Source organism: Winogradskyella aurantiaca, from assembly GCF_003362725.1.
Lineage (GTDB): Bacteria > Bacteroidota > Bacteroidia > Flavobacteriales > Flavobacteriaceae > Winogradskyella_A > Winogradskyella_A aurantiaca.
The window spans coordinates 1-15022 of record NZ_QKTV01000005.1 but is presented as its reverse complement, the minus strand read 5'-3'; the positions used below and the strand labels follow the sequence as shown (position 1 = coordinate 15022).

Genomic DNA, 15022 nt, shown 5'->3' with positions numbered 1-15022 from the left:
TAAATCATAAGGGCAAAAATAGATATTATTGTATCTTGCGCCCTTAAATTTTAGTGTAATTTAATACATTAAATAAATCAATGAATATGACTATGAAGTACAAGAATTTGATTCTTTGTCTGTTAACGATTTTAGCAGTAGTTGCATGTAGTGATGACGATAATTCTGGTGATACAGAATTCAGTGAAAATGATCGTACAGAGCAACAGATGATTGATAACGATTCTCTATTAGGATTCTTTGAAACACATTATTACAATGCCGATTTTTTGGACTCACAAGAGAATATTGATATCCTCGATATTGAAATAATTGAAGCTTCCATAGATGGAAATGGAAATCCAATAGTGCCTGCAGGCTACAAGCTCCTTGTTGATGAAATGGTAGATGGTGGAAAACTTCTAACCATCGAAGATCCAGTACGATTTGAAGATACGGAGTATACATATTATGTACTCAATTTAAATCAAGGTGGTGGTGATTTTCAGCCGGGTTTTGCTGATTCTATACAGTTGGTATACGAGGGTTCATTGATGGATGGTCAGGTATTTGATTCGCAGTACATCTTAAGTCCTGTATTTACTTTAACAGGACTTATAGAAGGTTGGAAAAGAATTATACCTCTCTTTAATACAGCCGAAGATTTTGAAAATGTTGATGGCTTTACGTTTTATAAAAACTATGGTACAGGGGTAATGTTTATTCCCTCAGGATTAGGCTATTTCTCCCGTCAACAAGGTGAGTTTATTTCACCATATTCTAACCTTATATTTAAATTTGGTTTAATGACAGGGAGAGAGAATGATGATGATAGCGATTCTATTGGGTCAACCTTAGAGGATCTAAATAATAATTATGACTTATTGGATGATGACACGGACGAAGATGGGATTCCGAATGCTTTTGATGTGGATGACGAAAATGATTTGGTTGAAACGATTGATGAAGATATTGATGGGGACGGGAATCCACTAAATGATGATACAGATGGTGATGGAATTCCTAATTATTTGGATGATGATGATGATGGTGATGGTGTTCCAACTGCGAACGAAGATATTGATGGGGATGGTGATCCAACGAATGATATTGGTGCCAACGGGATCCCTAAATATTTGGACCCAACGGAAACAGAATCAAACGATCCAAACGCATAAAAAAAAGCCGCTTTTAAAGCGGCTTTTTTTAGTTTATTATAAATGATACCGAAAGTATTAATTGTTCTGGCCTGGTGTCAATTGTGCCTACAACTTCTTGAACTAAATCATCAAACACGGATCCAATAATACCAACTTCATTGGCGGTAAATCCCCGTTCATACCTTAAATCAATTCCGAGATTACCAAGATTTACTCCAACACCTACATTAAATCCAACAGAGAAGTTGTTTTCAACATCAGTTAGATTAAAATCCTGTAGGTCTGTATTAATAACGTATTGAAAAGCCGGACCTATAAACGCATGTAATGGACCAATTACTCTTAGTCCACCCAGAACAGGGAGATCCAGTTTCTGCATTTTAAATTTACTGGAGTTGTACTTAGAATTTAAATTGGTATATATTAATTCTGGTCGTAGGTAAAACCTATTGCCAAATTTGCCAAATACCCCTAAGTGCCATCCTAAATTGCTATCAGGGTTATTAATAGATTGGGTAATATTGTCAACAAGGTTTCCAGAACCACCATAATTTAAGCCACCCTTTATTCCCCAGCCACTGCTGGATTGGGCGTTGATACTACTTAGTGATAAAAGTAATAGGACTGCAATAAAACATGATTTTACCATTTGGAGCTATTTAAAGGTTACGTTAAGATTAACGAATCTTTGTCAAACTTATTTTCTGGCAATGACTTTAGTCGCAGCTTTAGCAATGGCCTCACTATTTAAACCGTATTTGGCCATTAATTGTGCAGGAGTTCCTGATTCTCCAAAGGTATCATTGGTAGCAACAAATTCTTGAGGGGTAGGATGGTGAAGTGTTAAAACCCTTGCAACACTTTCTCCAAGACCACCTAAAAAATTATGTTCTTCCGCTGTGACAATACATCCTGTTTTCTTAACTGAATTAAGAATCGCTTCATCATCAAGGGGTTTAATTGTGTGAATATTTATTACCTCAGCAGATACTCCTTGTTCTTCAAGTGCTTTAGCAGCTTCTAAAGCTTCCCATACCAAATGTCCGGTTGCAACGATGGTAACATCAGTTCCTACTGTGAGATGTAATGCCTTACCAATTACAAAGGGTTCAGAATCACTTGTGAAATTTGGGACTTTAGGTCTTCCAAATCTCAAATACACGGGACCCTCGTGTTCAGCAATAGCTATTGTTGCTGCTTTGGTCTGATTAAAGTCACAAGTATTAATAACAGTCATACCAGGTAACATTTTCATCAGACCGAGATCTTCTAGAATTTGATGCGTGGCTCCATCTTCACCTAAAGTTACCCCTGCATGAGAAGCACATATTTTTACATTTTTTCCAGAGTAAGCAATACTTTGACGGATTTGATCGTAAACACGACCTGTAGAAAAATTAGCAAAGGTTCCTGTAAATGGAATTTTTCCTCCAATAGTAAGCCCTGCGGCAATCCCCATCATGTTAGCCTCTGCAATACCAACCTGAAAGAACCGTTCTGGATGGTTGGCTTTAAATTCATCCATTTTTAGCGATCCTGTAAGATCAGCACAAAGGGCAACTACATTGTTGTTTTGTTTTCCAAGTTCGGTCAACCCTGCACCAAAGCCTGATCTTGTATCCTTACTTCCTGTATTTGTGTATGTTTTCATATTTAGAACCGCGAGTCGCAGTAAGTATTTATTAGTTATTAGTAATCTCCAATAGTTTCAGGATTTTGCTCTAGACCTATGGCAAGTTGTTCATCATTTGGAGCTTTTCCATGCCAGGCATGTGTGTGCATCATAAAATCAACACCATTGCCCATGACAGTTCTTAATAAAACACATACGGGCTTTCCTTTTCCTGTTCTGGATATGGCCGTACTTAATCCGTCGTTAATCGCATCAATATCATTTCCATTAGCAATCTCTATGACATCCCAACCAAACGCTTCGAATTTGGCAGCAACATCTCCCATTGGAAGGACGTCATCTGTTGAACCGTCAATTTGCTGCTCATTTAAATCTATTGTTGCAATGATGTTATCTACATTATTTCCTGACGCATACATAATAGCTTCCCAATTCTGACCTTCTTGAAGCTCACCATCACCGTGCAAACTAAAAACCAGCCGCTCGTCATTATTAAGTTTTTTGGAAAGTGCTGCTCCCAAAGCAACAGACATTCCTTGGCCTAAAGAACCCGACGCAATTCTCACTCCTGGTAGTCCTTCATGTGTTGTCGGATGACCTTGAAGTCTGGAATCAATAAGTCTAAAAGTATTAAGTTCTTCCACTGGAAAATGCCCAGTCCTCGCCAAAACACTGTAATATACGGGCGAAATATGTCCGTTGGATAAAAAGAACAGATCTTCACCTTTACCGTCCATATCAAATGCGTCGTTTCGGTGTAAAAAATTGTGATATAAAGTCACAAAAAATTCGGCACAGCCTAGTGATCCTCCGGGATGCCCAGAATTTACCTTATGTACCATCCGTAAAATATCCCTTCTTACCTGGGTGGTGATGTCTTTTAGTTCTTTAGTTTCCAACATGTTTATGTTTACATTTTTAAAGCCACAAAAATAGATTATTTAATGAGTGTAACAAAGCTTCGTAACCCCCATTTATCAACGATTAACCGCAATTACTAACAATTTATATTTATATATAGAATTATAGATTATGAGTTCTTTATATTTGCCCACAAAGCCATAAGCTTTTATGAATTTTAGACTTCTGTCAAACGATCCACATACCAAGGCCAGAGCGGCTTTGCTTGAGACTGATCACGGTCAAATTGAAACACCTATTTTCATGCCAGTGGGAACACTGGGAACGGTTAAAGGAGTGCATCAGCGAGAGCTAAAGAATGATATTAACCCAGACATAATATTAGGAAATACCTATCATTTATATTTAAGGCCTCAAACTGAGATCTTAAAACAAGCTGGAGGACTTCATCGATTCATAAATTGGGATCGAAATATCTTAACTGACTCTGGTGGTTATCAGGTATATTCTCTGTCTGCCAATAGAAAAATAAAAGAAGAAGGGGTGAAGTTTAAGTCCCACATTGATGGTAGTACACATTTTTTCACTCCAGAAAGTGTCATGAAAATTCAAAGAGTGATTGGTGCAGATATTATTATGGCTTTTGACGAGTGTACACCCTATCCATGTGATTACAATTATGCTAAACGGTCGATGCATATGACCCATAGATGGCTGGATCGATGCATTAATGAGCTCGAGAAATTGCCATTTGAATATGATTATTCGCAGTCATTTTTTCCCATTATTCAGGGCAGTACCTATAAGGATCTTAGAAAACAATCAGCAGAATATATTGCCAGTCGAGAGGCCGAGGGTAATGCTATTGGGGGATTGTCTGTTGGTGAACCAGCTGAAGAAATGTATGCCATGGCGGAGATTGTTTGTGATATACTACCAGAAAATAAGCCGCGTTATCTTATGGGAGTTGGGACACCAATTAATATTTTGGAGAACATAGCTTTGGGTGTAGATATGTTTGATTGTGTCATGCCTACTAGAAATGCTCGTAACGGGATGTTATTCACGGCACACGGAACAATTAATATCAAGAATAGAAAATGGGCTGATGACTTTTCACCAATCGATGAAATGGGACTCACTTTTGTTGATTTAGAATATTCTAAGGCCTACCTAAAACACTTGTTCTCAGTAAATGAAATGTTGGGAAAACAAATCGCTACAATCCATAACCTTGGGTTTTATCTTTGGTTAGTACGTGAAGCAAGGAAGCATATCATTGAAGGCGATTTTGGACCTTGGAAGAACAAAATGGTTAAGCAAATGGATAAGCGCTTGTAATTGTGAAAATTTTAGATTGGTACATATTAAAGCGATACCTCGCAACATTTTTTATGATGTTGCTATTGTTTATTCCCATTGGTATTGTTGTCAATCTTGCTGAGAAAATTGGTAAAATACTTGAGAATAATGTACCATTTCCTGCAGTGGCTAAGTATTATCTGGATTTTACCATATATTTTGCGAATCTGCTGTTCCCGTTGTTTCTTTTCTTGTCTGTTATTTGGTTTACATCCAAGTTGGCCAATAATACTGAAATTGTTGCATTTCTCAGTTCGGGTGTTTCGTTTTACAGATTTTTGAGACCCTATTTTATTGGTGCTTCAATTGTAAGCTTATTGGCACTAGTACTAGGGATGTATCTTGCCCCAAATGCGAGTAAGGGGTTTAACGAGTTTAAATACACTTATCTTAAGAAAGGGGTCAAGGTACAACAAACGCAAAATGTCTTTCGGCAGATTAATAGTAATGACATCATTTACGTAAGTGCTTTTAATCCTAGAACCAAAGTGGGTCAAAATTTCACATTTGAGCACTTCAATGGTAATCGATTGGAGTACAAGATTTTTTCAAATAATATCCGCTATATAGAAAAGGATACTAGCTACTTGTTGACAAATTATTTCAAGAGAACCTATACTGAAGATGGTGATTATTTTCAAACAGAACGTCGCAAAGATACCTTATTCGCATTTGATTTAGAGGATTTAACACCTGTGGAATACATTGCGGAAACCTTACCATATATCCAGTTGTCAAACTTTATAGATAAAGAAAAGAGTAGAGGGTCATCGAATATTGGCCGTTATGAGGTAGTCTTATACAGAAAATGGAGCTTACCGGTTTCAGTCTTTATTCTTACCATTATAGCAGTTTCTGTTTCTTCTATTAAACGACGTGGTGGTATGGGAGTGAATCTTGCTTTTGGGATTGGTATTGCAATGATATATGTATTCTTTGATAAGGTTTTTGGTGTTATGGCCGAGCAATCCGATTTCCCACCTTTAGTGGCTGTATGGTTTCCAAATGTAATTTTTGGAATTCTGTCCATTTACCTCTTGTTCAATGCCAAACGATAAGCTAAAGGACTATTTGCATCTCCACTTTCTGGTATTTATAGCAGGATTTACCGCTATTTTAGGAGAGTTGATAACCATCAGTTCAATTGACCTGGTTTGGTATAGAATGAGTATTGCCGGAGGACTAATGTTTGTTTTTATCAGATTAACCAATAAAAATTTAAACATTGATAAACGCACCCTGATAGGGTTTTTAGCCGCTGGGGTAATTATTGCTTTGCATTGGGTGACTTTTTTTGAATCCATTAATCAGTCTAATATTTCCATTGCGCTATCGATGTTTTCTTCAGGGGCATTTTTTGCCTCTTTCATTGAACCAATTTTTTTTAAAAGACGAATAAGAGCTTATGAAATTGTCTGCGGTATTCTGGTAATAATTGGAGTTTTATTAATTACTAAAAGTGAATTACATTACATCAACGGAATTATCCTAGGGCTTTTTTCAGCACTGTTTTCAACCCTATTTGCAGTTATAAATGGGAAGTATATCAAATCACATAAGGCTTCGGTTATTTCCTTTTATGAGTTTGTAAGTGGTGTAGTCTTTTTAAGTGTGTTTGTTTTGATTAAAAATTCTGGAATTAATTCTGATTTTTTTATGCTCTCAAAATCAGACTGGCTATACATTATAATTTTGGCCTCTGTTTGCACCGCCTATGCCTTTATTGCTGCAGTGGACGTTATGAAGAATATTTCACCATTTACAGTCATTCTAAGTTATAATTTAGAGCCAGTATATGGAATTATTTTGGCCATCCTTCTCTTTCCTGATAAAGAACAAATGAGCACCGAATTTTATATAGGTGCTTTACTTATATTAATTGTAGTGGTTTTTGATGCTCTAGTCAAACAAAAAAGAGCCAAAGGATTGAGGTCGTAAATTTTTAAATTTAATTGTAACTTTGACCAGATGTTTTAGAATGAAATCACTAGAATTTCATCAGGCGTCGAAGCTAACTAACTAAAAGAATAAAATGGAGTATTTAGAGTTTGAGTTGCCAATCAAAGAGCTTGAAGATCAATTGCAAAAATGCAAATTAATTGGTGATGAGAGTGAAATTGATGTTACTGAAACATGTAAACAAATTGAAGAAAAGCTCGCGGAGACAAAAAAAGATATTTACAAGAATCTCACTGCCTGGCAACGCGTTCAATTGTCAAGACATCCTAACAGACCATATACCTTAGATTACATTAAAGCTATTTGTAGCGAATCATTTTTAGAATTGCACGGAGATAGAAATGTAAAAGATGACAAGGCTATGATTGGTGGTTTAGGAAAGATAGGTGATCAAACCTATATGTTTGTGGGTCAACAAAAAGGGTTTAATACCAAAACTAGACAATACCGGAACTTTGGTATGTCTAACCCAGAAGGATATAGAAAAGCCCTTAGGTTAATGAAGTCGGCTGAAAAGTTTGGCATACCTGTGGTTACGCTTGTGGATACACCAGGTGCCTATCCGGGTCTTGAAGCAGAAGAAAGAGGACAGGGCGAAGCCATAGCAAGAAACATTCTAGAAATGACCAGATTAAAGGTACCAATAATTACGGTAATTATAGGTGAAGGGGCCTCTGGTGGAGCCTTAGGAATTGGAGTCGGTGACCGAGTATTAATGTTAGAAAACACCTGGTACTCTGTTATTTCACCAGAATCCTGTTCGTCAATACTATGGAGGAGTTGGGAATATAAAGAGCAGGCCGCTGAAGCCTTAAAATTGACTGCTAAAGATATGAAGCGGTTGAAACTGGTTGATCAAATTGTTAAAGAGCCGGTTGGTGGTGCGCATGCTAATAAGGAGAAAGCTTACGAGGCCGTTAAAAATGCTATTGAAAAAAATTACGAGGAATTAAAAAACTTATCACCATCAGATCTTGTTGATCAGCGTATGAACAAATATGCTCAAATGGGAGTTTATAAAGACTAACCCTTTAAATTCCAAGTAGATGATATAAACTGAAGTAGCCAACTTCAGTTTTTTTTTGATATTAACAATAAATCATAATTATCAACAGTTCAATTGTTAATGACTTGTTGAGATTGAAAATCATAAAACAAGAAGAATATCTTCTTTGTTTTTATAATTTCGTATGCTATGAAGCAACCTAATCCTGTTAAAGGATATTCCATTGATAAAAGTAACTTAATTAGCCTTGAAAAAGGCAAGCTGCCTCCACAAGCACTTGATTTAGAGGAGGTTGTGCTTGGTGCCATGATGATAGATAAAAAAGGTGTCGATGAGGTGATTGATATTCTTAGCCCTGATGCTTTCTATAAAGATGCGCACAAGTTCATTTTTGAAGCGATTTTCAAATTGTTTGAAAACAGTGAGCCTATTGACTTATTAACTGTTTCAAGTCAGTTACGTAAGGATGAGAAGCTCGATGTAATTGGAGGGGATTTTTACCTTATTTCTTTGACACAACGGGTTTCATCATCTGCACACATTGAGTTTCACGCCAGAATTATTCTGCAAAAATATATCCAACGAAGTTTAATCAAGATTTCGAATGAAATAATTGAAGAGGCATATGATGAAACCAAAGATGTATTTGATTTATTAGATAACGCTGAAGCCAAATTGTATGAGGTTACTCAGGGGAATGTAAAGAAATCTACTGAAAGTGCGCAAAGTCTTGTAATCCAAGCCAAAAAGAAAATTGAAGAGATATCCAATAAGGAAGGATTAAGTGGTATACCATCAGGGTTTGAAAAAGTTGATAAACTAACCTCTGGCTGGCAACCAAGTGATCTAATTATTGTAGCTGCTAGACCAGGAATGGGAAAGACAGCCTTGACACTGTCTATGGCTAAAAATATTGCTGTAAATAGTAATATTCCAGTAGCTTTCTTTTCTTTAGAAATGTCTTCGGTTCAGTTAATTACCCGTTTAATATCTAGTGAAACTGGCCTGTCTTCAGAAAAATTAAGAACTGGTAAATTAGAGAAACATGAATGGGAACAGTTAAACGTTAAAGTAAAGGGCCTTGAAAAAGCCCCACTTTTTATTGACGATACACCTTCACTTTCCATTTTTGATTTAAGAGCAAAGGCCAGACGTTTATCATCGCAATACGGGATTAAGCTTATTGTTATAGATTACTTACAGTTAATGACGGCTGGTGGATCTCAAAAAGGTGGTAATCGTGAGCAGGAAATATCTACTATTTCAAGGAATTTAAAGGCTCTTGCCAAGGAACTTGATGTACCAGTAATTGCGTTATCACAGCTGTCTCGAGCCGTTGAAACACGTGGTGGATCAAAACGTCCGTTATTGTCCGATCTTAGGGAATCTGGAGCTATTGAGCAGGATGCCGATATTGTATCTTTTATTTATAGACCCGAATATTATAAGATTGACGAGTGGGATGATGAAGAACGTTCACCAACTGAGGGTCAGGCAGAATTCATCGTTGCTAAGCACAGAAACGGGGGTCTAGAAAACATTAGATTACGTTTCATTGGTCATCTAGGTAAGTTTGATAATTTGGATGATCACGATTCACCATTTGCTAGTGAATTCCATTCAAAAATGAATGCTGCAGCTAACGATGATACCTTCAGGCCGGATAGTTTCCCATCTCCCTCAGATGCTTTTGATAGCCCTGACGACGATGTACCGTTCTAAGCTTATTGTTTAAGCAATAGTCTTAAAAGTATAATAACACCTATCAATTACAAGTTGATAATGTGTATCTTCACTTCTAATATGACTTGGAAGACATACATAGTGGCTCTTGTTGGATTAATGCTGTCTTTTCAGTTGCATGCCTCTTATATATTAGTGCCCATGGATGCCGAAAGTCAGGCCAATCACTTAAAGGCTTATGGCGTCACCTACTGGACACTTGAAAGGCAATTAAAAGTTAAGTGGTTACTCAATTATAGAGGCGGTTCCTTTCTATTACCCGATGCCGAAATTATAAGACGAGAGTGTCAAATAAGAGGAGTTTCGTTTGAAATCCTTTCAGATTCCAAAACGGAAGAAATTCTTCAGTCCATCAGCAGCCCATCCATGAATCAGGAGGCTGTAGTTTTAGAGAAGGCACCTAAAATAGCCGTCTACACACCAAAGGGCAAGCAGCCATGGGATGATGCTGTTACCATGGTACTAACCTATGCAGAAATACCTTATGAGACTGTATATGATGAAGAAGTCTTAAATGATGAATTATTGCTGTATGATTGGTTGCATTTACATCATGAAGATTTTACAGGACAATATGGGAAATTTTATCGTACATACCGCGCTGCGTCCTGGTATATTGAGGAGAAGAAAAACGCAGAGGCCTTAGCCGCAAGCTTGGGATATGATAAGGTATCTGAAGAAAAGCTAGCTGTAGCATTAAAAATTCGTGATTATGTAGTAGGTGGTGGGTTTATGTTTGCTATGTGTTCTGCAACGGATAGTTTTGATATTGCCTTATCTGCTGAAGGCGTTGATATTTGTGAACCCATGTTTGATGGAGATGGAAGTGATCCAGGTTATCAAAACAAAGTAAGTTTTTCAAAAACCTTTGCCTTTAAGGATTTCATTTTGGAAAGAAGCCCAAATGTTTATGAGTTCTCATCAATAGATATGACTAGCAGAAGAAGTATCCCCAAAGCAACAGATTATTTTTCGTTGATGGAGTATTCTGCTAAATGGGACCCCATTCCAACAATGCTAACCCAAAATCATACGGCCTTAGTTAAAGGGTTTATGGGGCAAACAACCTCGTTTACCAGGGACCAGATTAAATCTAATGTACTGGTAATGGGAGAAAACAAAACCAATGGAGAGGCCAAATACATACATGGCATAAAAGGAAAGGGATTCTTCACGTTTTATGGCGGCCATGATCCTGAAGATTATACCCATAGGGTAGGGGACCCAAAGACTGAGCTGGATTTGCACCCAACATCTCCAGGGTACCGCTTAATTCTAAACAATGTCTTGTTCCCGGCTGCGAAAAAGAAAAAGCAGAAAACCTGATGCACTATTTTCAGAAAGAAATCACATTAGGCCCTAGATCAAGAGGATTTCATCTAATTACTTCTGAAGTATTACAAATAATACCGGAGATTCGAGAGATTTCGGTTGGTCAATTGCAGCTTTTTATAAAACATACTTCGGCCAGTTTAACCATCAATGAAAATGCGGATCCTTCAGTTAGACAAGACTTTGAAAGTCATTTGAATCAAATGGTGCCTGAGGATCAGGAGTATTATAAACACACTTATGAGGGGTCCGATGATATGCCAGCTCACATAAAAGCTTCGTTGATGGGAACTTCATTACAGATTCCAATTACCAATGGAAGGCTTAATTTAGGTATTTGGCAGGGGATCTATTTGTGCGAACATAGGTATAATGCTTCAGGAAGACGTATTGTAATTACAGCCTTAGGTAAATAAAAAAATCCGATTCATAAGAATCGGATTTTTTATAAGCGAAATGTTGTTATTAAATAGGCTGTCAGCCCTATTTTACTTTGTTTATAATTGCTTCAAAAGCTTCTGGATGGTTCATTGCTAAATCGGCTAAGACCTTACGGTTTAAGTCGATGTTATTAGCTTTTAATTTACCCATAAACTTTGAATATGACATTCCATGTTGTCTTGCACCTGCGTTAATACGCATAATCCATAGAGCACGGAATGTTCTCTTTTTATTTCTACGATCTCTATACGAGTATTGCATCGCTTTATCGACCGCATTTTTCGCTACTGTCCAGACATTTTTACGTCTTCCCCAGTAACCTTTGGCTTGCTTAAGAACTCTTTTTCTTCTAGCTCTCTTCGCAACTGAATTTACTGATCTTGGCATTTCTTTAAATTTTTTTGTAGTAGGCGACCTAAACGGTACTTGCTAAATAATTTTGCCTAACTCCAGGGTTTAACAATAATTCTAACCGGTTAAAAACAGATTACTTTAAACGTAACATGGTTTTAACGTTGTTCTCGTCAGACTTATGCACTAATGTGTCATGAGTCAACGCGAGCTTACGCTTTTTTGATTTTTTAGTCAAAATATGACTTTTAAAAGCGTGCTTTCTTTTGATCTTACCAGTGCCAGTTAGTTTGAAACGTTTCTTAGCACTTGATTTGGTTTTCATTTTAGGCATTCTTCCTAATTTTTACGTTTCGCTTATTATCTTAAATCAGCAATTAAGCTGTCTTATTTTGGTTTTTTTGGTGCAATAAACATGGTCATTCGTTTCCCTTCTAATTTTGGCATCTGTTCTACCTTCCCAAACTCCTCAAGATCTTGAGCCAGTTTTAGCAGCAAAATTTGCCCTTGCTCCTTAAATACAATAGAACGACCTTTAAAAAACACAAACGCCTTTAGTTTAGCACCATCCTTAAGGAATTTTTCGGCGTGTTTCTTTTTGAAATTATAATCGTGCTCATCCGTTTGTGGCCCGAATCTAATCTCTTTAATAACTACTTTAGTTGCCTTAGCTTTAAGCGCTTTTTCTCTTTTCTTCTGTTCGTAAAGGAATTTCTTATAATCCATTACTTTACAAACTGGTGGATTAGCATTTGGCGAAATTTCAACTAAATCTAACCCTTGTTCATCTGCAATTGCCAGTGCTGCTCTAATTGGGTATACACCAACTTCCACATTGTCACCAACAACTCTTACCTCAGGGGAAGTAATTTTTGCATTAATTCGGTGCTTGTCTTCTTTTATGACCCTGCTACCTCTATTTCTTCTGTTTCTACGTATTGCTATGGCTTAGTAACTTTTTAATTATACTTATTTAAATTGTTTTAAACTTTCGTTTGTTTTTGACTCAATTAATTCAATAAAATCTTCGATGGCAATAGTACCCAAATCCTCACCACCATGGGCGCGAACTGTAACTGTTTGGTCTTTGGCTTCTTGCTCACCAACCACGATCATAAATGGTATTTTATTGAGCTCAGCTTCTCTAATTTTCTTACCTACAGTTTCGTTTCTATTATCAACGAGGGCGCGAATTTCGCTATTTTCTAACAAATTTAAAACTTTTTCAGCGTATTTTTCATATTTCTCGCTTACTGATAGAATCATAACTTGCTCTGGAACAAGCCATAATGGGAAGTTCCCTCCAGTGTGTTCTAATAATATCGCCACAAAACGTTCCATACTTCCAAAAGGAGCTCTATGAATCATAACAGGACGATGCATTTCATTGTCCTGTCCTTTATACTGAAGATCAAATCGTTCTGGTAAACTATAATCAACCTGGATAGTTCCTAATTGCCATTGACGTCCAAGGGCATCTTTAACCATGAAGTCTAGCTTAGGACCATAAAAGGCTGCTTCACCTTCAACGACAGTATAATTTAATCCTTTATCTTTTGCAGCATTAATAATTGCCTGTTCAGCTTTATCCCAATTCTCAGGTTCACCAATGTACTTTTCTGGTTTCTTAGAATCTCTCACAGAAACTTGTGAAACAAAATCTTCGAAACCTAATGAACTAAACACATAAAGAACAAGATCAATTACATTTTTAAATTCCTCATCTAACTGATCTGGTGTACAGAAAATGTGTGCATCATCTTGTGTGAAGCCACGTACTCTTGTTAAACCGTGTAATTCGCCACTTTGCTCGTACCTGTAAACTGTTCCAAATTCAGCATAACGTTTAGGTAAGTCTCTGTATGAATATGGACGCGCATTGAAGATCTCACAATGGTGTGGACAGTTCATGGGTTTTAATAAAAACTCTTCATTTTCAGCTGGTGTGTGTATGGGTTGAAATGAATCCTCACCATACTTTGCATAATGTCCAGAAGTCACATAGAGTTCCTTTTGTCCAATATGAGGGGTTACTACCATTTCATAACCTGCCTTCTTTTGAGCTTTCTTTAAAAAATTCTCTAGACGTTCTCGTAATGCAGCACCTTTAGGAAGCCAAAGTGGAAGTCCTTGACCAACTCTTTTTGAAAAAGTAAAAAGTTCTAGTTCTTTACCTAATTTTCTATGATCACGCTTTTTAGCTTCTTCTAACAAATGGAGGTATTCGGTTAACTCTTTTTGTTTTGGGAAAGATATTCCATACACACGAGTTAGTTGTTTTTCGTTTTCATCACCTTTATAATAGGCGCCCGCAACACTCATTATTTTTACAGCCTTAATAATACCTGTATTAGGAATATGTCCACCGCGGCATAGATCTGTAAATGTTGAATGGTCACAGAATGTTATATCACCATCTTCCAAACCTTCAATAAGGTCTACTTTATATGAGTTGGTGTCCTTATAATAGGAGAGTGCATCTGCTTTTGATACTTCACGCATTTTAAAATCATGCTTCCCTCTGGCTATACTCAGCATTTTATCCTCAATAGCCTTAAAATCTTTGTCAGAGATACTCTTATCACCAAGATCAACATCGTAATAGAAGCCGTTCTCTATAGCTGGGCCTACCCATAGCTTAACACCTGGGTATAACTCCTCCAATGCCTGGGCCAAAACGTGAGCAGATGAATGCCAGAAAGCTTTTTTACCATTGTCGTCTCTCCAAGTGTATAAGGTGAGGTTACCATCAGTGGTTAAGGGTGTGGTGGTTTCAACTGTTGTGTCATTGAACTGGGCTGATATGACGTTGCGTGCAAACCCTTCGCTAATGTCCTTGGCAACATCCATTGGTGTTGCTCCACTTTCAAATGTTCGTTTAGAACCGTCTGGTAACGTTATTGTAATCATTATATATAGGTATATAAAACAGACCGCAAAGATAGTTTTATGCCTTAAAATGCCAAAGCAATACAGTAAGATGTATAGGAATAATTCTGAGCTTATGAACAGATCGCTTTGGAGTGTTGAAAACTTATTTTAAAAACCACTTGTTAGATTGAATAATGGTTCTATATTTGCGCGCTCAAAACGGTGAAGGTAGTAGTTGTTTTGGGGAGTTCTTTGAGTGGTGAAGAGGTACTAAGAAAAAAAAGTAAAATATTTTTTGGATTAGTATTGTGAGGAATAAAAAAC

General features: G+C 37.0%; 15 protein-coding genes. 8 read left to right on the top strand and 7 right to left on the bottom strand.

The window, feature by feature from the left end; all coding sequences use genetic code 11:
• The first annotated feature begins 92 nt into the window (after positions 1 to 92).
• On the top strand, positions 93 to 1157 hold the full coding sequence (locus DN064_RS09205) for an FKBP-type peptidyl-prolyl cis-trans isomerase (RefSeq protein ID WP_157962278.1): 1065 nt from the start codon (positions 93 to 95) through the stop codon (positions 1155 to 1157).
• 28 nt (positions 1158 to 1185) lie between these two features.
• Here the strand turns inward: DN064_RS09205 and DN064_RS09200 are convergent, their stop codons facing one another.
• Genes DN064_RS09200 through DN064_RS09190 form a run of 3 tightly spaced genes read right to left on the bottom strand, consistent with a single transcriptional unit; the run spans position 1186 to position 3674 of the window.
• The gene (locus DN064_RS09200; protein WP_115462359.1) at positions 1186 to 1788 is read right to left on the bottom strand and encodes a porin family protein; all 603 of its coding nucleotides are present in this window, start codon (positions 1786 to 1788) and stop codon (positions 1186 to 1188) included.
• Between the two features lie 48 nt (positions 1789 to 1836).
• On the bottom strand, positions 1837 to 2790 hold the full coding sequence (locus tag DN064_RS09195) for a transketolase family protein (protein WP_115462358.1): 954 nt from the start codon (positions 2788 to 2790) through the stop codon (positions 1837 to 1839).
• 38 nt (positions 2791 to 2828) lie between these two features.
• Positions 2829 to 3674 carry a transketolase gene (locus DN064_RS09190; RefSeq protein ID WP_115462357.1) on the bottom strand — a complete coding sequence of 282 codons (846 nt, stop codon included), beginning with the start codon at positions 3672 to 3674 and terminating at the stop codon, positions 2829 to 2831.
• Between the two features lie 169 nt (positions 3675 to 3843).
• Between DN064_RS09190 and tgt the strand changes: the two genes are divergently transcribed.
• From tgt to DN064_RS09155, 7 genes are all read left to right on the top strand, one after another.
• A complete protein-coding gene (gene tgt / locus DN064_RS09185; RefSeq protein WP_115462356.1) occupies positions 3844 to 4974 on the top strand; it encodes a tRNA guanosine(34) transglycosylase Tgt in 1131 nt (376 codons plus the stop codon).
• A gap of 2 nt (positions 4975 to 4976) precedes the next feature.
• Positions 4977 to 6053: an LptF/LptG family permease gene (locus tag DN064_RS09180; RefSeq protein ID WP_115462355.1), complete on the top strand. Its 1077-nt coding sequence runs from the start codon at positions 4977 to 4979 to the stop codon at positions 6051 to 6053.
• A complete protein-coding gene (locus DN064_RS09175; protein ID WP_115462354.1) occupies positions 6040 to 6933 on the top strand; it encodes a DMT family transporter in 894 nt (297 codons plus the stop codon). The genes DN064_RS09180 and DN064_RS09175 overlap by 14 nt, the downstream gene beginning before the upstream one ends.
• A gap of 94 nt (positions 6934 to 7027) precedes the next feature.
• Positions 7028 to 7981 carry an acetyl-CoA carboxylase carboxyltransferase subunit alpha gene (locus DN064_RS09170; RefSeq protein WP_115462353.1) on the top strand — a complete coding sequence of 318 codons (954 nt, stop codon included), beginning with the start codon at positions 7028 to 7030 and terminating at the stop codon, positions 7979 to 7981.
• 168 nt (positions 7982 to 8149) lie between these two features.
• Positions 8150 to 9682: a replicative DNA helicase gene (dnaB, locus tag DN064_RS09165; protein WP_115462352.1), complete on the top strand. Its 1533-nt coding sequence runs from the start codon at positions 8150 to 8152 to the stop codon at positions 9680 to 9682.
• A gap of 162 nt (positions 9683 to 9844) precedes the next feature.
• Positions 9845 to 11029, top strand: coding sequence for an asparagine synthetase B (locus DN064_RS09160; RefSeq protein ID WP_115462609.1), 1185 nt, complete (start codon positions 9845 to 9847; stop codon positions 11027 to 11029).
• On the top strand, positions 11029 to 11451 hold the full coding sequence (locus DN064_RS09155; protein ID WP_115462351.1) for a secondary thiamine-phosphate synthase enzyme YjbQ: 423 nt from the start codon (positions 11029 to 11031) through the stop codon (positions 11449 to 11451). Before DN064_RS09160 ends, DN064_RS09155 begins: the two co-directional genes overlap by 1 nt.
• Positions 11452 to 11518: 67 nt before the next feature.
• On the opposite strand, the gene rplT is transcribed toward DN064_RS09155, so the two are convergent.
• The 4 genes from rplT to thrS form a co-directional block, all read right to left on the bottom strand.
• Positions 11519 to 11863, bottom strand: a complete 345-nt coding sequence (gene rplT / locus DN064_RS09150) for a 50S ribosomal protein L20 (protein WP_115462350.1) — start codon at positions 11861 to 11863, stop codon at positions 11519 to 11521.
• A 100-nt stretch (positions 11864 to 11963) separates the two neighbouring features.
• Positions 11964 to 12161 (bottom strand): 50S ribosomal protein L35, encoded by a 198-nt coding sequence (gene rpmI, locus DN064_RS09145; RefSeq protein ID WP_053975390.1) that lies wholly within the window; start codon positions 12159 to 12161, stop codon positions 11964 to 11966.
• A 53-nt stretch (positions 12162 to 12214) separates the two neighbouring features.
• Positions 12215 to 12730 (bottom strand): translation initiation factor IF-3, encoded by a 516-nt coding sequence (gene infC, locus DN064_RS09140; RefSeq protein WP_115462349.1) that lies wholly within the window; start codon positions 12728 to 12730, stop codon positions 12215 to 12217.
• 66 nt (positions 12731 to 12796) lie between these two features.
• Entirely contained in the window at positions 12797 to 14737 is a 1941-nt protein-coding gene (thrS, locus tag DN064_RS09135) for a threonine--tRNA ligase (RefSeq protein ID WP_115462348.1), read from the bottom strand.
• Positions 14738 to 15022: the final 285 nt, after the last annotated feature.